Origin of the sequence: Mastigocladopsis repens PCC 10914 (assembly GCF_000315565.1) — a bacterium.
Classification (GTDB): domain Bacteria; phylum Cyanobacteriota; class Cyanobacteriia; order Cyanobacteriales; family Nostocaceae; genus Mastigocladopsis; species Mastigocladopsis repens.
In genome coordinates, this window is record NZ_JH992901.1 from 5,327,830 (window position 1) to 5,349,502 (window position 21,673).

Sequence of the window (21,673 nt, forward strand, 5' to 3'; positions counted from 1 at the left end):
AATTTTTATATACAATACAGCCGGTTATGCTTTCACTATTACGATTTAAGTCTTTTTAAAGAAAAACTTAATATTTCACATCGTTAAATGATTCAGATAAAGGCATCCCAAGTATTTTGAATTTTTTGTATTGTTTGTATTGATTGTGAAGAGAACAACATATCCTACTCGGGAGTTGAGAGCAGAGTAACTATGTTATGATGCACAACCTCTGGGAACTGGTCACCATTAATAGTCAGCAAGCGGCGACGGCGATCGTAGTACTCTAAGATAGGAATGGTGCGGTCATAAAATATTTCTACACGACGCTGTACAATTTCCGGTTGGTCATCTGGAAGCGATCGCCCTAGGGAACGACTCACCATCACTGCTTGTGGGACTTGTAAATAAATTGCCCAGTCTAAATTGTGCCCTAGATTGTCCAACAAAAAGTCGAGTTCTTCAGCTTCAAACGCTGTACGGGGATAACCTTCTAACACCCAACCACGGTCAAAGTCAGGCTTTTTTAACCGAGTCTGAATCAATTCAATCATTATTTTGTCCGAGACAAGTTCCCCCATCTCCAGATGTGAGTGTGACAGACAACCCAAATTGTTAAAGCTTACGCTCGTTGCTGGCGGCGCGGCGCTTTGCGCCATTGCATCCGGTAATATCTCACCATCGGAAATCAGAGGAATATCAAAGTATCTGCAAAGCTCTTGTGCTTGAGTGCTTTTCCCCGCTCCCGAACCTCCTAAAATCACTAATCTCACAACAATTCACTCCTGATTTTATCCAATTCACAACGGTATCTATCTGTTTTGCCAAAGCCAACGGTAAATTTTACTTTTTCCCAATCTAGAAGATTTTTAGACTCTTACAGTCATCTTCCCTGCTTTTTTGATGGATGAGTACTTTCAGTTGTATGTTTTCATTTTTACAGCTACTTTATTACCAAAGGCAAGAATCTCGGTTTCCATAACTCTTGACTTCAGCATAAGCGTAGTGTTTGACTAGGAATGGGACTTGGCAAATACATGACATCTTGTCAAAAACAGCTAGATTATACAGGTAAATTTGCCAGAACAACTTTAAGCAAAAGCACTTTATTGTGTTGTATCCTTTTAAACATTTTCTATGGTTGCTCAGCTAGAAACCCCGAGCGTAAATTCGACACTCATATCGCCATATTCTGTTGAAGGGCTGATACAAGTTTTCACTAGCTCTCATCGTAACTTTTTTACGAGTGTCATGGCTCAAGCACTGAGAATTGCTGGTCAAGGCACACCAGTGTTAATAGTACAGTTTCTCAAGGGCGGCATTCGTCAAGGACACGAAAACCCCATCCGACTGGGACAAAAATTAGATTGGATTCGCTGTGATTTGCCTCGTTGCATTGATACACCAGACTTGGACGAAACTGAAACTCAATCCCTACAAAAGTTGTGGCAACATACACAAAAGGTCGTCTTGGAGGGTAAGTATTCTCTCGTTGTATTAGATGAGTTAAGCTTAGGCATTCACCTTGGCTTAATTCCTGAAACAGAAGTTTTAGCATTTCTGGCAAAACGTCCTTCCCACGTTGATATCATCCTCACAGGATCAGAAATGCCCAAATCTATTCTGGAAATAGCAGACCAAATCACCGAAATCCGTCGCACTCATCAACCGTAATTCAGTTCATTAGTGGTGAGTTCTAAGTTCAGAGCAATGAATTTCCAGCAACTTTTTCCGAATTTCCTTTATCTGACTCAGCACACCCTGCGGGTCTCTACAGAACTCAGGACTATTCTCTAATGAACTAGATTCGCGCTATTCTAGTTATTTGGTTTGAATTAGTAGCGAAGTAGTGATTAAGAACGACATTTGGATTACGCAAAAGGCTCACAAGGGTATGATTTCACCGTTTGAGCCAAGCCTGATTCGAGAAATAAAAATTAGTGAAGATGAACTGTTGCGGCGTGTCATTAGTTACGGTTTATCTTCTTATGGGTATGATATCCGCCTTTCTCCAGTTGAGTTTCGGATTTTCCGCCACATTCCCGGAACGGTCGTTGATCCCAAAAACTTTAATCCTCACAATCTGGAACCAACTCCACTACATACAGATAGTAACGGTAGTTACTTTATATTACCTGCTCATTCATATGGTTTAGGAGTTGCTTTAGAAAGGCTAGAAGTTCCAGACAATATTACAGTGATTTGTATAGGTAAATCTACTTATGCTAGATGTGGTATAATTGCAAACTTAACGCCTGCAGAGGCTGCGTGGCGGGGTCATCTGACCTTGGAGTTCTCCAATTCTTCTAGTGCTGACTGTCGCATTTACGCTAATGAAGGTGTTGTACAGTTGCTCTTTTTAGAAGGCGAACGCTGCGCTATTAGTTACGAAGCTCGTCAGGGGAAATATCAGGATCAACCAGAAATAGTTACTCTAGCTAGAGTTTAATGAACTATGATGAAGTACGAAGTCTAAAATTTTTTATTCTTTATCCTTCATACTTCACTCTTTCTTTAATGGTTTATCTTGCTCATAAATAAACTCTTGTTTTGTTGACAAAGCAAGTTCAGCTTTTTGTAACTCCGTCCCCAAGTACATCGCGTGTTCGACTTGCAAACCTGGACAATTTGCTGCTATTTGCTGATAAAGTTGTTTTGCAGACTTACCCAAATAGCAGTTAACAACTTCTCCTGAACCAGGAGTCATCTGTTCTACAATAATTTCGCTATCTTGCACAGTAATGACAAAACTGCCTGTGGGGTCATTGTAATCTCTTTGTTGGCAAACTCTTTGATAATAGGTTTTTATAACTTTTTCTGCGTTTTCAAAACAATCGTCATAGATATGGGCACTTTGACTAATGGTAATTAGTGGTCCCAATTTCACATTATATTTAGCAATTTTGTTAATTTCATTTCTAATATGCATTTGCAATGCTCTTAAACCCATAGCATTTGCACACCATGCAGAAAACATATCATTACTACGAAAAGTTGCTGTTAGAGAGAGTTCATTATCAACTATTCTGACCCAAATATGATTCAGGCAAGGCGGACTATCATGAGAATCATTGCTAACATCCCATAAAGACATGACTACTCTTGCTGAATCAATATTAGCCACTAACTTGTCAATACAAAGCTGAATTTGGTCGCACCCAAAGTGAGAACGCAAACGTTGACCGTAAGTATATTTCACTCCTTCTTGTTTTGGTGCATCATCTAAAATTTGGGAAATATACTCTTGAAGAAAACTACGGTCAATTGGTAAATAATTTCGTTCTGGAAAATAAAAATTTTCTGGTTCTGAGGTGACAATTGCCATCAAATCAATTAATTCTTGCCATTGTCCGTCATATGCAGTTGGTCGAATTGTCCCTGTCGTCTTAATACGATGAATGATTTTTACCCAAGTTTCTGCTATCGTTTTTCCCTCAATTCTGTGTCCGTAGCGTGGTCCTGGTAAAATAGTTGGTACTACGGTAGACATGGGAAATTCTAATGGGAAACCCCAGGGTTCAACCGCTTCTCTATGTGCAAAAGACTTAACTTGATTGACAGCTTCAGTCATTGATTTTGCTTCTTTCCAATTTATAGATTGTCTTAGGTTTTCTAAAGCACTAGCTTTAACCTCAAGATCAATATACCCAGGAATTTTAGAATCAACGACCCAACAAAGCTTCCCAGTATCGCACAAACCTTCTTTAAAGCCATTGCGGAAAAAGTCTAGGAAGCAGCCGCAGCCACCCGCATTCTTGTCTTCTTTTGTTGCGTTCAGTACCACTAAGTAGCGGACGTGGGGGTTATACAGCAAATTGCGAATCAGAAAGTTTATTCCCCTTGTGGGTGAGTATAGCTGCCCAATAACAGCATACTCTTGTGGTTGCAAATGTTTTACGATCGCACTCTTTACAGTCCATCCCGTAATCACTGCTGTCTGACCTTGACCATAAATCAGCTGGTTAGGCTTGTGGAGTGCTTTGTAGTGATATTTGGTTGCCTTACCCGTTGCTGTCATGGTTGGTTAATAAGTTAAAAAACCAACCTTCTAACATACCACCACAACTGGTGCTCGTCGAGCTAATTGTTTAGAAAAGTTTAGCTACTCAGGTTACACCGACGCGATCGCCTGAGCGCTCATTTTCTTTACATTTCTTAATTTCTTTGTTACACTTCTTTACATAGCAGCAATAATTTCATAAGGACACTTCCATGCAGTACAAAGGTGCCATTATTGACGAAGCAGGCAAAATGAACAATTTTGCGATTGAGCCAAAGGTTTATGTGGATGAACAAGGCGATCGCACTGGGTTCACTCCCTATGCAGAAATGCTTAACGGTCGTTTGGCAATGTTTGGTTTTGTGTCTTTAATAGGGTTGGAAGTGTTTACAGGGCATGGCATCTTTGGTTTGTTAACAAGCCTGTAAAAACTCGTTCTTAACTTGGCAATGTAGAGATGTCTAATGTCGCGTCTCTACGTTTGTAAAAGCTAGCCAATAGATGGAGTATGTATTTGACTTAATACGGTAGTGTTCTCTTGTATAAACGGGAGTGCAGCTAGTATTTATGAGCAACATACCCAAAATTGACCGACAAAGGGAGCATCAAGCAAACGAGCGGACATTTCTAGCTTGGCTACGCACTTCAATAGCATTAATTGGCTTTGGTTTTGCCATTGCTAGATTTGGTCTATTTATACGCCAGCTTAATTTTACGCTGACTCAACAGCCACAGGAACCATCGCCACATCCCTTTTTCACCTCAGAAAATTTGGGTATTTCTTTGGTAATCTTTGGTATTATTACTTTATTTTTAGCAGCTTGGCGGTACAACCAAGTTTTTTGGCAAATTGAACAAGGAAACTATCAACCCAATAGATTTGCCGTTTGGATGATGACGAGTGTAGTGATTATTTTTGGAGTCCTTAGTATTCCATTGCTCCTTTTGCGAAATAAAGTGCCGCCTTCCCCGTCTCGGAATCTATCTCAGCCCCAGGCACGCAATTTTCGCTACATGGGTAAAAAGTATTTTATGAGATAAAAATATAATGACAACGCAGGCAAATTGCAACTTGTGAAAAGTCACTCTAGGCTCTGGTGTTATTAATCACGAAGAATTAATATATTGAAAAGGATTGATAAATTCAGCCTTCAGGGAAAACATATCGGGTGAGCTATGGCTTTAACTGCTTCAACAATGTTGCCATTGGGTACTCAAGCACCAAATTTTCATTTACCTGATGTGGTGTCTGGACAAACGATTTCACTTTCCACGTTTGCCGAAAAAAAAGCTTTACTTGTGATGTTTATTTGTCGGCATTGCCCGTTTGTGAAGCACGTGAAGGAAGAATTGGCGCAGTTAGGCAAAGATTACATTAGTCATGGTTTAGGAATAGTTGCCATAAGCGCCAATGATGCCAAGAATTATCCAGATGATGCACCTGAGTTGTTAAAGGCAATGGCGATAGAACTTGATTTCAAGTTTCCTTTTTGCTACGACGAAACCCAAGAAACTACAAAAGCTTACACAGCAGCTTGTACACCAGATTTCTTCCTATTTGATGCCAAGCGCCAACTCGTTTATCGCGGACAATTGGATGAAAGCCGCCCAAGCAATGGCAAACCTGTAACAGGTGCAGATTTACGCGCAGCCATTGATGCAGTCTTGGCAGATCAACCAGTTGAAGGTGAGCAAAAGCCGAGTATCGGTTGCAATATTAAGTGGAAAGCTGGCAACGAACCAAGTTATTTTGCTGCTTAAAAAGTTTTGAGTTTATAGCATCTGTCCAATGACAGAATAAAAATCCTCCTTAGCAAAGGAGAAATAACCGCAAAGGAGGATTTAAAGGAGTAATGTTCAATGTTTTACTTCTAAATTAAGGATATAAGATCCCATCTGGACTTCTCCTGCCCACAGTTCGTATTCCACGCGCAAATGCTCTGGTAATGGGTGCCCGCTAAGTATCAGGCTGCGAGTAAAATTTCGCAAGCGGATAGGCTCGTTAGGTTGTAATGATTCAGTCGGCAACCAATAGCGAGTAACACCGTCAATACCCTGTTCCCAAACGTGACGGTAACTCAACTGGCTATTCCCTTGCATGGTCATGATCACTCGGTCTGGGGAAATCTCTAGCCATAACATCCGGGAAGGACTGGGGACTTGAGAATTATCTTCCTGTTGGCAAAGAGTGTTCTGTTTACACAGGGAGTTTCCCACTTCACAATTTTTTACAGGCGGTGTGGACAAAAGTAGGTGGAATCTGTCGTGGTCTTTTTGATAGAGTGTCGCGGCAGTTTCGACAACAGACCAAACGGGTAGGTCTGTGGAAAGGAGTGAGAGGCACACGGGTTTACGATGTTGAGTTAGCATGGGAGCGATAAGGGCTAAAAGCCATTAAATGAAATGAATGACAAAAAGAAATTGATCAATATTTGGTAGAGCTGGCGGGACAGGGAAAGCGATAGGATACTAGCGCAGTCACACGCTAATGTATCCTAATGTCAGCATCTGTTATAACTGTCGAAACTAGGGAAAACGCTTCTCAAAATTTAATTATTCAGCGACCCGCTTCTCAACTCTCTCTCCAAGGTCGCATCCGTGTTCCAGGCGATAAATCTATCTCCCATAGGGCTTTGATGTTGGGTGCTTTAGCCGAAGGCGAAACCCAAATCGAAGGGCTTCTTTTGGGAGAAGATCCACGTAGTACAGCAAGCTGTTTCCAAGCTATGGGGGCAGAAATTTCTGAACTGAATACGGAATTGGTGCGGGTTAAAGGCATTGGTCTGGGGAATTTGCAAGAACCAGTTGATGTCTTGAATGCTGGTAATTCTGGGACAACAATCCGCCTGATGCTGGGACTTTTGGCTTCTCATGCAGGGCGCTTTTTTACCGTGACGGGTGATAGTTCCTTGCGATCGCGTCCCATGTCCCGTGTTATCAAACCATTACAAGAAATGGGAGCAGAAATTTGGGGACGTAAAGGCAATACACTCGCACCCTTAGCAGTTCAAGGAAAGTCCCTCAAACCAATTCACTACAATTCTCCCATCGCTTCCGCCCAAGTCAAATCCTGTATCCTCCTTGCGGGTTTGATGACAGAAGGAAAAACTACCGTCACAGAACCAGCGCTTTCGCGCGACCATAGCGAACGTATGCTACGGGCATTTGGGGCAGATTTGGTGACTGACCCTGAAACCAACAGTGTTACCATCACAGGACCAACTCAACTTTATGGGCAATCAGTGATTGTCCCAGGGGATATCAGTTCAGCCGCTTTTTGGCTGGTAGCTGGGGCAATTGTACCAGATTCCGAACTGGTGATTGAAAATGTTGGCGTGAATCCCACCCGCACGGGCATTTTAGAAGCTCTAGCAATGATGGGAGCAGACATCCAACAGGAAAATCAGCGGGAGGTTGCTGGGGAACCAGTTGCTGATTTACGAGTCCGTTCCAGTGGTTTGAAAAGTGGCACAATAGCAGGGGATATTATCCCCAGGTTGATTGATGAAATCCCGATTTTGGCGGTAGCAGCCGTTTTTGCCCAAGGAACGACAATCATTCGGGACGCTGCTGAGTTGCGGGTCAAAGAAAGCGATCGCATCGCTGTCATGGCACAGCAACTCAACAAAATGGGAGCCAAGGTGACAGAATTACCCGATGGTATGGAAATTACTGGTGGGACTCCCTTGGTAGGGACTGATGTCGATAGCCATACTGACCACCGCATAGCGATGAGTTTAGCTATTGCCGCTCTCAACGCGTCTGGTACCACCAATATTCATCGTGCGGAAGCAGCTGCCGTATCTTACCCAGAATTCTTTGAGTCCCTCACAGGGATTGTAAAGTAGTTTTCAAGATAGGTTTGGTGAAAAATCCGCATCTATCTAAAGTATAACCCAATACGGTTCAGTTAAGGATTTTTGGTGAGATTCGGTGAGGTGTAGAGACGCGCCATGGCGCGTCTCTACATTGCCGTGCTGATAACTGTTTTGGTCTTATCTGAACGGTATTGAAGTATAACCTTTTATTTCAAGATTTTAGCGATTAGGGTGGGCACTGCCCACCCTAATTTATTGCTCATTAGAAGTAGGTTGGGATAACTACACCCTCAGACTTGCACAGATGTACGCAGTTGATCGCGATTATGGGGTGCATCAAAATCAATGAGTGGTCCTTTCGGCACAATGCGAGTTGGGTTAACCTTGGGGTGGCTTCTGTAATAATGCCGTTTGATGTGGTCAAGGTTACAAGTTTCTTTGACTCCCGGATATTGGTAAAGGTCTTTAAGATAGTTCCACAGATTGGAATAATCAATAATTCGGCGTAAGTTACATTTGAAATGCACATAATAGACCGCATCAAAGCGAAACAAGGTAGTAAACATACACCAGTCCGCTTCAGTTATTTGCTCTCCACAGAGATAGCGTTGCTTTCCTAAGACGTTCTCCCAGTGGTCGAGTGCATCAAAGAGTTCAGTTACCGCTTGATCATAAGCTGATTGAGTCGTGGCAAATCCCGCCCGGTACACACCATTATTTATCGGTTGATAAATTGCATCAATTGTCTCGTCAATAACTTTTTGTAAATGTTCTGGATAAAAGTTTATATCTTGTTTGGCGAAGGCATTAAACTCTGTATCGAACATCCGGATAATTTCGCGAGATTCGTTATTGACAATAGTCCCAGTTTGTGTATCCCATAAAACTGGAACTGTCACCCGTCCGCTGTAGTTAGGGTCAGCTTTCAAATAAACTTGCCACAGGTACTGAGTGCCGTTAACTGTATCGGGAATACATCCTGGTTCATCAGAAAATTCCCAACTGTTCTCATGAATTTCTGCCGCTACCACCGACATACCGATAACATCTTGCAGCCCTTTCAACTGACGCAAAATAGCAGTGCGGTTCGCCCAAGGACACGCCCAAGAAATGTACAAGTGATAGCGTCCTGGTTCCGCTTTAAACCCACTGGAACCATCAGCTGTAATATGATTGCGGAAAGTCGTTGAAGGACGGATAAATTTACCTTGTGAGTCTTCTTGCTCCCGCTCAGATACCCACTGACCATCCTTGAGGATTCCCAAACCCATAAATAACTCCTTAGTCTTTAAGTTATGAGTCATGAGCCATGAGTCCTTCGTCATTGGCTATCGCGAAGGACTTATCACTCATGACTATTCTTCGTTAAGGATTTTAGGTACTTTGAAAAAGTCGCCTTCCTGTTCAGGCGCACTCTGAAGAATGTCTTCGCGGCTAGGATAAGGTTGCAGATCGTCTGCTCGTGTGACATTGCTCACATCAATTGCCCGTGCTGTCGGTGGCACATTGTTGACATCTAATTCACTCAATTGTTGAAAATAGTCAAGAATACTTCCCAACTGAGTCGTAAATTTCTCTTCTTCTTCTGGTGTCAACTCTAAACGAGCAAGATGAGCTACTTTGCGAACTTGTTCACGGTCAATCATGGTTTAGTCCTTAGTCCTTAGTCCTTAGTCCTTAGTCATTAATCATTAGCAAATGACTAAGGACAAATAACACATGACTACAACAATATGTCAATTTGAGAACGCCCAGTAGTTTTCAGCCAGTTTTGAGCTTCGATGTAGTTATTGGGAGCTAGGCGAATAGCTGTAATCCAATAATCGGCGGCTTTGTCGAACAGTGCTTCTCCCAATTGGTCGTCTCCTGCTTCCTTGGCTTTTTCTCCCTGATAGTGGTAAATGACCGCGATGTTGTTCAAGGCTTGGGGTAGGCGTGGGTTGCACTCAAGAGCCTGGTGATATAACTCTAGAGCTTGTTCGTGTTCGCCGTTGCTAGCATAAATTAACCCCATATTGTATAGGATATAGCTGCGATCGTTGGGGTCTTCTTCTAGTGTTAGGGCTTCTTTGTAGTTTTCTAAAGCTTCGGCGTATTCTCCCTCTGCCTGCGCTGACATACCATCTCGGTAATAAGCAAAAGCTTCTTTGGCTTGTTTATCGGCTGGCAGAACCTTGAGGATTATATCCGCCATGACCGTAAAGGTTTTGTCAATAAAGTTATCTTTTCTTTGAATTCTTGGCATAAGGGCTTATGTGATGTTCAGCTATTGCGTTGGTGGTTGCTATCACTCAATAGCTAATTTAACGCTGATTGTTTCGTTGGCGTTCAAAAAGTATTGAAATCTTAGACTATTGCATCAGTACCGCTGCCAGCTATTGCGTCCCTATGGACTCAGGACTGGTTGAATACAATCTGGACTGTTGTGCTTAGGGCTGTTGACGACTGTGCTGACTGGGTAAGCTGTCATCGCTTCTGATGGGTAGGGGTACAACAGCTGCTGTAGTCGTTCGGGTGTTTGCACTTGGGGATCTAACCACACATCGTAATCCTGCTGTTGAAGAATCACTGGCATACGCTCGTGGATCGGTTGCAGTAATTCGTTGGCTTGCGTGGTCAAAATTGTACACGATGCGATTTCTTCTCCTGCGGGCGATTGCCATTGCTCCCACAACCCTGCAAAACCAAAGGGTTTTCCATTCTGGAGACAAAAATAAAATGGTTGTTTTTTGCCTTCTTGATGCTGCCACTCGTAAAAGCCATCCGCCACCACCAAACAGCGCCTGCGCTTGAATGCAGAACGGAAAGCAGGTTTTTCTGCTACTGTTTCTGCCCTAGCGTTGAAGAGCTTCGCCCCCATTCCTGGATCTTTTGCCCAAGAAGGTATTAATCCCCAGCGTAACTTTTGAAATTCACGGTGCGCGCTTTCTGGGTTACACAATACTGCTGTCACCATTTGCGTAGGAGCAATGTTATATTGCGGCTCTAGGTCGGGGACTTTTTCAATCTGGAAGGTTTGGGATATCGCTTCTGGTGTTTGGCTCAAAGTAAATCTTCCACACATACTTTTTTCCTCGACCACTAATTAACATTAAACATCCAATATCGTGCAATAAATATTACTTTTATTTTTTATCTTTCAGAGAATTCTGTAGTGTAGTAAAATGCTATATATAAAACTATTTTATCGTGTCTATTTGTCTTTTTTTATAATATGTTGTATTTTGACTGCATGATTCATCAACTATTTCATCTCAATCTTTTTTGGCATGGAAACCCTGCGTCTGTATGATTTTTTACCCTCAGGCAATGGCTACAAAATTCGTCTTTTATTGACACAAATTGGTATGCCATTTGAGAGAGTAGAGGTTAATATCACCAAAGATGAGTCTCGAACGCCAGACTTTTTAAGTAAAAATCCAAACGGAAAAATTCCCGTTTTGGAAGTGGAACCAGGGAAATATCTAGCAGAATCAAATGCCATTATGGTGTATCTAAGTGAAGGGACAGAATTTTTACCGTATGACCGCTTTTTACGAGCGCAAGTCCTACAATGGTTATTTTTTGAACAGTACAGCCATGAGCCTTATATTGCTACATCGAGATTTTGGATTTCTATTCTAGGTAAGGCGAAGGAATATCATGAAGCAATAGAGCAAAAACGTGAACCTGGTTACGCCGCTCTTAGGGTGATGGAAAAACATTTATCTGACCGCATTTTTTTCGTTGGGGAGCGTTATACAATTGCGGATATTTGTTTATTTGCTTACACTCATGTCGCTCATGAAGGTGGATTTGATTTGACACAATTTTCTGCTATCCAATCTTGGATAGAAAGAGTGAAAGCACAGACTAGCTATATCAGTATTACAGAAGAAATAAAGCCTTGATAATTTTGCTTCAAACAAAATTAATTTCTTGTGTAGTCTTGTGCGCTCAATGTCTCGCCCGTCCAGCATTTTGGGCGGGTAAGATGCTCCGAAGTTCTGATTACCCAAGGGGCAATCAGACTTCTCTCCACCTCACAAGAGGAATTTTAAATTGCTTACTCTGTGTCAATCTCAACAAGCTTTTGCCGAGAAGATAAACCAGATTTAATTGTGATATTAGATTTTGGCACGTCAAATTTTTTAGCGAGTAGTTTAATTAACTCTTCATTAGCCTTACCATCTACAGGAGGGGATTTTAAATGTACCGTAAGACTGCCGTCAGTTTCTTCCTCAATCTTTTGAATTTTTGAATTAGGTTTAACTTTAACTTTTTTTTGCATAACCTTTTCCGTGTAATTGTCGCAACCACAACCACCCTAAAAGACAACCCAACACATAATGAGGAAAATCCCACCAAGCAAAGGTGGTACCAATTAACCATTTACCTATTAACGTAGTGCGAAATTCCTCCAGTAAAGGGGGATGCCACAATTGCAAGAATTCCAGTATGCAGGTGATGATAAAGACCCATAAAGGAATTTGCCTCACTGCTGCGCGACTTCTAAAAAACAGAAATGCAAACAAGCACCAAAATATTTCGTAGAAGACAGCGGCTCCGTAATCATTCAACCACTTGTGGGCAAGACCAGTGTAGTACTTAAAGAAAAAGCCCATCGCTATAACGATGAGCAGGGAGGGGATGATATAAAAGCTTTGATTTGGTTTTGATAGCATTTTCTAGGAACTAGGGACTAAGGAAAATTTTAGCCCTTGCACCAAAGCTTTTTGGGTTGCGATTTGCGAAATCTCAAATCTCGTCACGGATATCTTCTGCTACCAGCACCCACCACACCAATTTTGTGCCGATAGGATAGTTCGGCACCGAACCAGCCAGAAGCACTAGTCAGCGTACCAACAATGAGTGAGATTATAAGTCCCCAAGGTAATATGGCTGAGGCAGGGTCGCCCAGACGCAGGATGAAGTTAACAAGTGTCAAGACTAGGATACTCACGTTAAGAATCATGTGCGCCCAGCCAGCGGAGCGCTTGCGGACTCGTTCAATTTGCAAAAAGTCGCTCATACCAATCAGCGCTGCTACCACGCCTGCTGCTAATCCGAGTCCGATTAACCACATTGAGGCTCTTGCCCAAAAGAAATCACGAGTTAAGAAGTAGCCGAAGTCACTCCCTAAGGCGGCGGCTAAAAAGGCAATAGGAAAGATGACACTCAGGGGGTGTAAGGGATGCCCTGCGATCGCAACTGTGCTAGGTACACCAGTATCGTGATACTCTCTATCATCACTCTCAATAACTGGTGGGAGATTTGGGAACGGTGTCGAAGCTCTCTCTGTAGTTTCCATAGTTTTTAGTATGTTTTTGTATCGTGATTTTATGCAGAGGGAATTTGCTCTACGTAAGCTTCAGCTTGCAGTATCAGTTTACCTGTTTCCACCTCGAGTTGCTTAACTCGTAGGGTCATTCCTTCTAAATCAAAGTTACTTAGATTCAAAATTTCGCTCGTTGCATCTATCAATGCTTTTGTCAAATCTGGAGAGATTTCCTTTGTGTCACCATACTCAACATTTTCTAGAGAAACTGTTTGTCCGGTACCGCTCACTTTGGGTACTGCTGAAAAAGCGACTTGGTGAGTTTCATTAGTTTCTCTTAATAGAATGGAGGAGCTTATTGCAACTTTACTATTCCCTGGTAAGCGAAAATCTACTTGTTTAGGAATAATCGTCATTAATTGTCCGTTGACATGAATTTTTTGGGTTTGCAATTGTGAACGGACATATTCTGAATTGAAAGCACGATTGATATCCTGTTCGGTCAAAACAACCCGCGTACTGGCTTGAGTTGGTTTGGTGAGTTCAATCTTACCAAAAGCCGCACTTAGGGGATTGATGGCAACGCTACCCATTTGCATTTCCAACGCCTCCATCCGGAGGTCTTTTTGCATTACCAATCCTTCGCCTTCAATTGTGACTGCATCGACCTGCCCTTGAACCAGTTTTAGCGGGTCTGTTTTGACCTCTACATCCAAATTTTCTACTTCATCTAATTGGCTAGATAAACCTATTTCTGCTGCTTTATTCAGCGCCTGTTGTCCAAGCCCCTGATTCTCGGGCATTATGACTTTATCTCCTATTTGACCATCCTTGCGTCAATCTAGAAAATTGGCATAAGAAATTTATCTATCTGACGATGGAGCAATATGTTTAGTCATTCTCTACCTAAAAGCATAGATTTACTAGTTTTCAGTTAAATTCTCGTTTTTCTATCCTTAGTTTGTGAGGCTATCGGTCAAAAGAAAGATGGAACCAACTTGATTAATGTGCCAATTTGAGATTGGAAATAATACGAAACAAACATTCCAGAGGGGAACCAGAAAATGGTTGCAACATTAGATGATACCAAGCGTTCTGCCATTGCCGTTAAGCTGGCAGGTATGAAAGCAATTCAACAGTTGCTGATTGAAAATGAGCAACAGTTTATCAGAGAAGTCAACGACGAAGAAATCGCTCAACGTCTCCGGGACTTTCTCAAAGATGATCAAAAAAACCTGGGTGTTCTGGAAACTGTAATCGGTCAATATGGCATCCAAGCTGAGCCAGAAAAAACCATTAGCGAAATGGTTTCAAAGATTCGTGAATTGATGCAAGGCTCTAAATTGAGCATATATGAGAAAGTATTTCAGCATGAATTGCTCAAGCACCAACAAGTCATGACAGGCTTGACAATTCATAAGGCAGCACAAAAAGTTGGTGCTGATGTCATGCTAGCTATCGGACCTCTGAACACCGTTAACTTTGAGAACCGCGCTCACCAAGAGCAACTCAAGGGTGTTCTGGAAATTCTTGGTGTCCGTGAATTGACTGGACAAGAAGCTGATCAGGGTATTTGGGCACGCGTTCAAGACGCTATGGCTGCAGTAAGCGGCGTTGTCGGTAGCGCGGTTACCCAAAACACTGACAAAAAAGATATGAACATCCAGGATGTTATCCGCCTGGATCACAACAAGGTCAACACCCTGTTCACCGAACTTCTCGCAAGCCAAGATCCACAAAAGATTCAAGAGTACTTCGGTCAAATCTACAAGGATCTGAGCGCTCACGCTGAAGCTGAAGAGCAAGTCGTCTACCCCAGAGTCCGTCCTTTCTACGGTCAGAACGACACTCAAGAGCTGTATGACGAGCAAGCCCAAATGAAGCGCATGTTAGAGGAAATCAAGGCTATCAACCCCTCTAACATGGATCAATTCAAAGATAAAATCAGACAGCTCATGGACGCTGTTGGCGACCACATTCGTCAAGAAGAAAGCACAATGTTCGCTGCTATTCGCAACAACTTAAGCACTCAGCAAAGCGAGCAAATGGCTACAGAATTCAAAGCTGCTAAAACCCAAATTCAACAGAAAATGGGCGTAGTCGGCGCTAAATAGTTGATAGAATTACCAGACGCAATTTTGGCGTCTGGTGATTGGTCTTGGTTGAATATGAACTCCCAGCATCTACTGATGGGAGTTTTTGTTGTATTGGCTTGGGTGTTTGAGTTTAACAATTCTGATGCCAGAATTTATAAACCGTGTACGCCAAAGTGACAACCCCAGTGATAATGGCAGATTCATCAACTTCAAACAGGGGATGGTGCAACGGGTAATTCATGACTCTATCTCTAAAGCCTACACCCAAGCGAAACATGGAACCGGGAGCGTGTTCTAAATAAATAGAAAAATCTTCAGCACCCAGGGAAGGTTCGGGTAACACTTGAACGCGATCGCTACCCCATGCTTCCTCTGCTGCTGATTGCAACAACTGCGTTAGGAAATAATCGTTTTGGACGCTAGGCACGCCTTGGCGATAATTCACCTGATATTTTGCGCCGTAGGAATTGCAGACGTTAGCGACGATTTTTTCAATCCAGTTTGGCAAATTGGCACGGGTTTCGGGATGGAGCGATCGCACTGTTCCCAGCAACTGCACTTTATCAGCAATCACATTCGGCGCTCTACCACCATCAATCTTCCCTATGCTCAAGACTACGGGACGTAAAGGATTCTGCGTCCTGCTAATCGCTTGTTGCAGTGCAGTTATGACTTGCGCGGCAATCCAGATAGCATCTACTGCCTCATGAGGACGAGCGCCATGTCCGGATTCACCAATAATAATAATTTCTAAATCATCAGCTGCCGCCGTCAAGGCTCCATAACGCACACCAATGGAACCTGCGGCTATGGAAGGGAATACATGAACACTCAGTATACCTGAAACCTTTTCCATTGCCCCATCGTTCACCATCCAACTAGCGCCTTGGGCAATTTCCTCTGCTGGCTGAAATAAAAACCGCACTCGACCTGGTAACTCCTCTGCCATTTGAGACAAGACCATTGCCGTTCCCAAGCCGACTGTCGTATGGACATCATGACCACAGGCATGCATGATACCTTGTGAGCGAGAGGCGAACTCTAAACCAGTGCGTTCTACAATTGGCAAGGCATCCATATCGGTGCGAATTGCCAATAAACGCTCATCTTTGCCGCTACCTTGCAGTTCTCCGATGACGCCGGTTTTACCCACTCCCTCTTGTACGTGAATACCACTAGAAGATAAAACACCAGACACAAAGGCAGAGGTTTGGAATTCTTGACCACTCAGTTCGGGGTGAGAATGGATGTGACGACGAATCTCAATTAAGCGGGGTGCCACTTTTGTTGCTAAGTCTTTAATACGAGTCAGCATTGGTGAATTAAGTTATACAGTGTTTTGCCATTTTTCCCATGATAAAGAAATGTTAACCAGCTGCTGATTTAACTTCCATATTTTTTGGCAGTGGGGAATGGGGGAAGAGTAGGGGAAGCAAGGGGAGTAGTAAACTACCCGCCACTAACGTCTTGCCTGACGGCACGCCGTTTTTGCTGACGCAAAAAATCAGTCAAGGGGTGTCTCACAATTAACCCTCCATTCCTCCCGCCACCAATCTGAGTACAGATATGGTGGGGGTCTCCTGGAGGTGTGAGATGACTCCCTCATCTCCTTCATCCTCACTCCCCGTAGCAGGTTGAACCAGGAACCTTCTCAGTTCTGAACTTGTCACATTCTTTTTGAGTTTCACGCTGCAATGACCACCCATAGGGTTTGTCAGAAGTGACGACACCTGTAGGCATAGTTGTCAGCCGGAAATTTGCGCCTCGGAAGTTTGTGTATTCGATTTTTGCACCCTTAATATTTGCACCTTCCAAATTGGCACTTATGAATCCAGCAAAAGACAAATCAGCGTTTTCTAGGGATGCTGATTTGAGACTTGCACCTGTTAAGGAAGCACCCGTTAGATTCGCGGAAGTTAATACCGCAGTTTCTAAATTTGCACCTGTGAGATCCGCATTCGCGAGATTTGCCTCAGATAAATTAGCACCTCTTAAATTCGCATCTCGTAAATTTACCCTACTTAAATTAGCCTGAGATAAGTCAGCACCACTTAAATCACATCGAGGACAAGCATTTGTTGCTTTCAAGAGTTCCAAGTCTTGCTCGTTAAGTGCAAAAGCTTGTGCTGTTAACCCAAAAAAAGTGAATAGAACCGTAGTACTGATAATTTTAATGTTCATATTTTTACTGATAAACTCAAGGCATGAAAATGTGGGCAAAGATGTAATGCTATACTTACATATAAGAATAGTTCAGCATAGAAAAAGAATGAAGAACTCATAAAGAAGTTATTAAATTCCCGTAAATTCTTATAATTAGACTGTTCAAAAGTGAACATAGTTAATAGAATAGAGACATCTTCAGACCTATACAGAAACTCTATAGCCTACGACCTATTTGTTCCCCCCGAGCCAGATATAAAAACGGCTGGGGGGAATTAATTTTAGGGCAGTAGGGGAAGTAGGGGAGGGGAAGTAGGGGAAATCAAATTAATTTCTTTTTCTCCCTCCACTCCCTCTACTACCCCCAAAGTTAACGCCAACCCAACAAGCGCAACCCAGGCACAATCAGGTAGGAACTCACTCCCAGCCAGAAGCTAAGAAAGACGCCTACAAAACCAAAAAAAGTCACTGGAAGCCATATCGCGTTCCAGTTGGGTGAACGAAGGAATTCAAATATATTTGTTGGAAATCCGAAAAAAATTAACACCGCAAAGACAACAGCGGTACCAAATGCAGCAATCACAGCGTGAACGATATGATGGCTGCGAAGACCCAAACTAATAGTGAGTAGAGAAACAGCAGCCAAAATCAATCCTACTAATCCCTCTGGTCCCTGTTGTGGTGTGATTAATTGTAAAACTAACCAACCGAACCCGTAACTAATAATGCCCATGAACGACATCACAAACAACCGCCGCTTCTGACCAAAACCCCCAGCAAGCGTTAGTCCCCATGCTGTTCCCAAACCAGCTCCTGTAAACAAAAGAAGCTCTGACCCTGAGAGAGCTTGAGTGTTGAGAACCAGTGCGGCTAGCTGATGAGACATGAAGCCAACAACTTGCTCGTCTATGGTTGTCCTAGACGCTAAAACAAAGCCAGCCATTGCACCAAAACTAGCGCCTATGCCGGTCAGAAGCATTGTCCAAAATGTGTCTAGACAGGCGAGAAAAACGTTGAAAACCGCCTTCAGTATAAAGAGAGTCGTTTTACCAACGGCGTGAGCAGAGGTAGCAACTGCTTGTCCAACAGAGTCCTCCACTTGGGATAATAACCCCTTTACTTGTCCGAACCCTTGCCGAAAAGATTGCTCGATTTGGGAGAACAACCCCTGCTGTGGCGATCGGGAAATATTCACAAGACGTTTTTGAATGATTGCGGCATTTGCTGGACGCGATCGCGCATCCTCCTGTATCATCTCATCTAGCAAATCTGCCAGTTGGAGACTAATATTCACCTGATTGCGCCAAAGCAATTCTCCTGTCACGGGATTTTCCAACTCTGAGAAAGATTTACCCGTTAACATCTCAATCATCGTTCGACCGAGGGCATAAAAATCGGTAGCGGGTCCGATAATACCCCCAGCAATTTGTTCTGGGGGACTGTAGCCAGAAGAATACAACCTAGTTGAGGAAGGCTTTGCGCCAAACAGCTTGGAATTAAATTGTTTTGCTCCACCAAAATCAATCAGTACGAGCTGATCCCCTCTTGTTCCCCCTTTGTTAAGGAAGGCTTGGGAGGTACGCAGCATTAAATTAGCAGGTTTGATATCCCGGTGAATGATCTTGCGTTTGTGTAACTCCTCTAAAATCTCCACAGCTTGGACAAGCCAGTTTAACACCCACTCCTGGGGACACCCTTGGGGATACTGCTGGAAGACTTCCTCTAGAGTTTGACCGTTAATTTTTTCCATCACCAGACAATGGAACTGGTGAGGTTTTGAATTGCCTTGTACAGATGTGGTATGCCACGTTTGGACAGAAAAATACCCATCAGCATCGACTCTGGGAACACCCGGATGTCGCAAACTTGTTAAAACCGCCGCCTCTTGAGCAAACAATTCCAGCGCTTTTGGTGAACTTTCCACTAACACTTTCAGCACTTTTTCTGTTTGCGTCTTTTGATCCCAAACTGTGTAAATTTGGGCAAATCCACCAGACCCCAAACGCTGGAGTGGAACATAACGGTCTAAAAGCTGTAGGGGTGCGCCACAGGTGTGGCAAAACTTGTTTCCCCAAGGCTGGGGATAAGGACGCGGACAATCTGAATTAATGCAATGAACTGCATTTTGATTGATGTGGAACACAAGCGCTCAAAGACATAGCCTGAGTCGATTGTACATAACTGGCGATAGAGAAGTGGTTCGTAGTTGTGCTTAAGCGCAACTACGAACCATTTCCTAACAGCTACACCCATCCCAGGTAATGGGCAAGGCGTATTCTGATAATGATGCGAAATTGTTATTCTTGGTGGGGGTTTCGTCATCCAGGACTTTGACGACTTTGTTGTAAATTTCTTCCGCTTGTTGCGGAGAGTCGCCTATGCTCGTCAATCCCAACTTGCCAAACTGGGAAAGACAACCCATCAAATGAAATACCGTTCCCGTCTCGGTTCCGGTGTCAAAGTGCAGCCTGTGGTGAGCGATGATATCCATCAAATCGTTAGGCAAAAGTCCTTGATAGCGTTCTTTTTGTAAGTTATCAGTGGCAATGTAGTATTTGGGACGCCCTTGCTGACTGTAAAACAAACCCGTCGAGAGTCCATAGCGACCATTAGTCATTAATTTCAGGGTCATCAAGGGATGGGTCGTACCGCCTTTACGCAGGTTAATTTCAATCGCCTGAAGATCCCATTGTCCATCACCTTGGTCAACGGCGATAAAATCAACTCCATATCTTTCTAATGCGCCTTTTTGAGCCAAGTTTCTGCCAATTTTTAACCCTAATTGCTGCAATTGCAATCGATAAGCTTCATCTGCGGGAAATCGGCATCCAAGATAAATCTGACCGTCTGGTCCTCCTAGAATTTGGTCGTGGGTTGAGAGGATTTCCACGTCGCCACTAGGTGTAATACGTCCTTGCACACTAGGCGATCGCTTAATTTCTCCTTCCACGAATGCCTCAACAATTGCCCCTAACTCGGTGATTCTTCCAGAAAAATTCTCCCAATTTTCTTCTTTTGCCTGAAAGCGCATCGTCACAAAGCGCTCTTTCATCGCTGCTACCCGTTCGCTACGAGAACCATCGGGAGGTGCTAAACTCGAAATCGGTCTTAAGTCTAACAGCGCATTCCCTTCTCCGGAGATTCCTTCGTTGAGTTTTACCACCATCCTTTTTAACGATGGCTGGCGTTCCCACAAATCAGCAGCGGCTTCAGCCAAATCTAATTCATTCCAAACTCTTTCGCTGCCATCTGGATGTGGAACACCGGTTTGTGCAAAGATTTGACGACTGCCACTCTTAGTCCCCCAAATTTGCAAATCAGGTGCAGCCGCGTATAGTGGTACTTCTAATTTTAGGGACAATTCCGCTTCTAGTTCTGTAGCATTGTAGCATACCATAAATGATTTGTCGAGCCTTAAGGCTTGACGAATCCGCTCCATCAGACGCGGGCGTTCCAAAATCTTTTGCGTCAAGGGTTTAAGAGAGGCATCGTAAGTCGAAAGGAGCAGCAAGCGATTACGAGCATGAGAAAAGGGAATTCCTGGCAACAATTGCAGATAGTAATCAATGACACTAGGATGCAATGGTAATGATGTAACGTAAATCAATCGATTGCGGGGATTTTGCAGACGAATTAAGGAGAACAGCAGCCGTTCTTCGTAATGATCGCAACCTTCAATTTTTCTCAGTTCGCGCTGGTCGATGCTGAGTGAGGGAATGATTAAAATATCCGCGTCGCTGTTATCAAACATTTCAACTGTTTTCCAGCGTTCGCCTAAAGTTAATTGAAGATTTCTAAACTTGTCAATTTGTTCTAAATAGGAAACATTGAGCATTTGCATAGTAATAGGGTGTCCCACATTTCATTTGCATAGAGTTAATTTGCATACACGTAAGCGTTCAGGTGACTTGCCCCCATCGGCTTTTAGATTTTTGTATTTTGAATTGCTTAACCCTGCCTTGCTTCGTCCAGCACTGTCTAATGGTATAACGTAACTAATTTTTAGATGCCGATCATATGCAACACTTCTTTTACATACGGCTTTCCCTTTCATGATTTCTACTATCAAAGGGATAAACCCATAGAACTCTCAATAATTCTTAAAGAATTGGCACTCAGGTGGTGGAGAAGATGGGGAAGTGAGATGGAAAGGAGTTAAAAAGTTTTTGTAGCTCTTGGCTCTTGACTCAGTTTGTATAAATTGTTTTTCCCTCCTTAGATTGAGAAAATTTGATTTTGTTTACATCTAAAGAGCGATAAATTCTAGCGACACAGCAGCTAATTTAATACATAGGGTGAAAGATATAGACTTTCATTTCGGTAGAGTTGTGTTGTGTAGTTGTGTTCAATTGTCAGACTA

23 protein-coding genes are annotated in these 21,673 nt (G+C 43.0%); 8 read left to right on the forward strand and 15 right to left on the reverse strand.

What is annotated here, in order from left to right; genetic code table 11:
- Nucleotides 1-164: 164 nt before the first annotated feature.
- Complete coding sequence (locus MAS10914_RS0125630) at nt 165-752, reverse strand: adenylate kinase family protein (protein ID WP_017318804.1); 588 nt, start codon at nt 750-752, stop codon at nt 165-167.
- Between the two features lie 364 nt (nt 753-1,116).
- Here MAS10914_RS0125630 and MAS10914_RS0125635 point away from each other — a divergent pair, with 364 nt between their 5' ends.
- Together MAS10914_RS0125635 and dcd are read left to right on the forward strand one after the other, a co-directional pair.
- Nucleotides 1,117-1,653, forward strand: coding sequence for a P-loop NTPase family protein (locus tag MAS10914_RS0125635; RefSeq protein ID WP_017318805.1), 537 nt, complete (start codon nt 1,117-1,119; stop codon nt 1,651-1,653).
- 175 nt (nt 1,654-1,828) lie between these two features.
- Complete coding sequence (gene dcd / locus MAS10914_RS0125640; protein ID WP_026082819.1) at nt 1,829-2,428, forward strand: dCTP deaminase; 600 nt, start codon at nt 1,829-1,831, stop codon at nt 2,426-2,428.
- A gap of 54 nt (nt 2,429-2,482) precedes the next feature.
- Here dcd and MAS10914_RS0125645 read toward each other — a convergent pair whose 3' ends face one another.
- Nucleotides 2,483-3,997, reverse strand: coding sequence for a thymidylate synthase (locus MAS10914_RS0125645; RefSeq protein ID WP_017318807.1), 1,515 nt, complete (start codon nt 3,995-3,997; stop codon nt 2,483-2,485).
- 194 nt (nt 3,998-4,191) lie between these two features.
- Between MAS10914_RS0125645 and MAS10914_RS0125650 the strand changes: the two genes are divergently transcribed.
- The 3 genes from MAS10914_RS0125650 (at nt 4,192) to MAS10914_RS0125660 (ending at nt 5,740) form a co-directional block, all read left to right on the forward strand.
- Nucleotides 4,192-4,407 carry a high light inducible protein gene (locus MAS10914_RS0125650; RefSeq protein WP_017318808.1) on the forward strand — a complete coding sequence of 72 codons (216 nt, stop codon included), beginning with the start codon at nt 4,192-4,194 and terminating at the stop codon, nt 4,405-4,407.
- Between the two features lie 139 nt (nt 4,408-4,546).
- A complete protein-coding gene (locus tag MAS10914_RS0125655) occupies nt 4,547-5,020 on the forward strand; it encodes a YidH family protein (RefSeq protein ID WP_017318809.1) in 474 nt (157 codons plus the stop codon).
- A 135-nt stretch (nt 5,021-5,155) separates the two neighbouring features.
- The gene (locus tag MAS10914_RS0125660; RefSeq protein ID WP_017318810.1) at nt 5,156-5,740 is read left to right on the forward strand and encodes a thioredoxin family protein; all 585 of its coding nucleotides are present in this window, start codon (nt 5,156-5,158) and stop codon (nt 5,738-5,740) included.
- Nucleotides 5,741-5,836: 96 nt separating this feature from the next.
- On the opposite strand, the gene MAS10914_RS0125665 is transcribed toward MAS10914_RS0125660, so the two are convergent.
- The gene (locus MAS10914_RS0125665) at nt 5,837-6,349 is read right to left on the reverse strand and encodes a hypothetical protein (protein WP_026082820.1); all 513 of its coding nucleotides are present in this window, start codon (nt 6,347-6,349) and stop codon (nt 5,837-5,839) included.
- A 128-nt stretch (nt 6,350-6,477) separates the two neighbouring features.
- Between MAS10914_RS0125665 and aroA the strand changes: the two genes are divergently transcribed.
- Nucleotides 6,478-7,827 carry a 3-phosphoshikimate 1-carboxyvinyltransferase gene (aroA, locus tag MAS10914_RS0125670; protein WP_017318812.1) on the forward strand — a complete coding sequence of 450 codons (1,350 nt, stop codon included), beginning with the start codon at nt 6,478-6,480 and terminating at the stop codon, nt 7,825-7,827.
- Between the two features lie 260 nt (nt 7,828-8,087).
- Here aroA and MAS10914_RS0125675 read toward each other — a convergent pair whose 3' ends face one another.
- The 4 genes from MAS10914_RS0125675 to MAS10914_RS0125690 form a co-directional block, all read right to left on the reverse strand.
- On the reverse strand, nt 8,088-9,068 hold the full coding sequence (locus tag MAS10914_RS0125675; RefSeq protein WP_017318813.1) for a glutathione S-transferase family protein: 981 nt from the start codon (nt 9,066-9,068) through the stop codon (nt 8,088-8,090).
- An 84-nt stretch (nt 9,069-9,152) separates the two neighbouring features.
- Entirely contained in the window at nt 9,153-9,443 is a 291-nt protein-coding gene (gene gatC / locus MAS10914_RS0125680; protein ID WP_017318814.1) for an Asp-tRNA(Asn)/Glu-tRNA(Gln) amidotransferase subunit GatC, read from the reverse strand.
- A gap of 77 nt (nt 9,444-9,520) precedes the next feature.
- Nucleotides 9,521-10,042, reverse strand: a complete 522-nt coding sequence (locus MAS10914_RS0125685; RefSeq protein WP_017318815.1) for a photosystem I assembly protein Ycf3 — start codon at nt 10,040-10,042, stop codon at nt 9,521-9,523.
- Nucleotides 10,043-10,183: 141 nt separating this feature from the next.
- Nucleotides 10,184-10,861, reverse strand: a complete 678-nt coding sequence (locus MAS10914_RS0125690; protein ID WP_017318816.1) for an SOS response-associated peptidase — start codon at nt 10,859-10,861, stop codon at nt 10,184-10,186.
- Between the two features lie 205 nt (nt 10,862-11,066).
- Here MAS10914_RS0125690 and MAS10914_RS0125695 point away from each other — a divergent pair, with 205 nt between their 5' ends.
- On the forward strand, nt 11,067-11,687 hold the full coding sequence (locus MAS10914_RS0125695) for a glutathione S-transferase family protein (protein ID WP_017318817.1): 621 nt from the start codon (nt 11,067-11,069) through the stop codon (nt 11,685-11,687).
- Nucleotides 11,688-11,842: 155 nt separating this feature from the next.
- On the opposite strand, the gene MAS10914_RS0125700 is transcribed toward MAS10914_RS0125695, so the two are convergent.
- The 4 genes from MAS10914_RS0125700 to MAS10914_RS0125715 form a co-directional block, all read right to left on the reverse strand.
- Nucleotides 11,843-12,067: a DUF167 domain-containing protein gene (locus MAS10914_RS0125700; RefSeq protein WP_017318818.1), complete on the reverse strand. Its 225-nt coding sequence runs from the start codon at nt 12,065-12,067 to the stop codon at nt 11,843-11,845.
- Entirely contained in the window at nt 12,051-12,461 is a 411-nt protein-coding gene (locus MAS10914_RS0125705; RefSeq protein ID WP_017318819.1) for a ribosomal maturation YjgA family protein, read from the reverse strand. The genes MAS10914_RS0125700 and MAS10914_RS0125705 overlap by 17 nt, the downstream gene beginning before the upstream one ends.
- Before the next feature lie 83 nt (nt 12,462-12,544).
- Nucleotides 12,545-13,087 carry a DUF2231 domain-containing protein gene (locus tag MAS10914_RS0125710; protein WP_017318820.1) on the reverse strand — a complete coding sequence of 181 codons (543 nt, stop codon included), beginning with the start codon at nt 13,085-13,087 and terminating at the stop codon, nt 12,545-12,547.
- Between the two features lie 29 nt (nt 13,088-13,116).
- Entirely contained in the window at nt 13,117-13,857 is a 741-nt protein-coding gene (locus MAS10914_RS0125715) for an LmeA family phospholipid-binding protein (protein WP_017318821.1), read from the reverse strand.
- A gap of 261 nt (nt 13,858-14,118) precedes the next feature.
- Here MAS10914_RS0125715 and MAS10914_RS0125720 point away from each other — a divergent pair, with 261 nt between their 5' ends.
- Nucleotides 14,119-15,168 carry a hemerythrin domain-containing protein gene (locus tag MAS10914_RS0125720; protein WP_017318822.1) on the forward strand — a complete coding sequence of 350 codons (1,050 nt, stop codon included), beginning with the start codon at nt 14,119-14,121 and terminating at the stop codon, nt 15,166-15,168.
- Nucleotides 15,169-15,280: 112 nt separating this feature from the next.
- Here the strand turns inward: MAS10914_RS0125720 and MAS10914_RS0125725 are convergent, their stop codons facing one another.
- The 4 genes from MAS10914_RS0125725 to MAS10914_RS0125740 form a co-directional block, all read right to left on the reverse strand.
- Nucleotides 15,281-16,465 carry a M20 family metallopeptidase gene (locus MAS10914_RS0125725; protein WP_017318823.1) on the reverse strand — a complete coding sequence of 395 codons (1,185 nt, stop codon included), beginning with the start codon at nt 16,463-16,465 and terminating at the stop codon, nt 15,281-15,283.
- 302 nt (nt 16,466-16,767) lie between these two features.
- Nucleotides 16,768-17,331, reverse strand: a complete 564-nt coding sequence (locus tag MAS10914_RS0125730) for a pentapeptide repeat-containing protein (RefSeq protein ID WP_017318824.1) — start codon at nt 17,329-17,331, stop codon at nt 16,768-16,770.
- Nucleotides 17,332-17,683: 352 nt separating this feature from the next.
- Nucleotides 17,684-19,456, reverse strand: coding sequence for a serine/threonine protein kinase (locus MAS10914_RS0125735; protein WP_017318825.1), 1,773 nt, complete (start codon nt 19,454-19,456; stop codon nt 17,684-17,686).
- A 93-nt stretch (nt 19,457-19,549) separates the two neighbouring features.
- On the reverse strand, nt 19,550-21,154 hold the full coding sequence (locus MAS10914_RS0125740; protein ID WP_017318826.1) for a peptide ligase PGM1-related protein: 1,605 nt from the start codon (nt 21,152-21,154) through the stop codon (nt 19,550-19,552).
- Nucleotides 21,155-21,673: the final 519 nt, after the last annotated feature.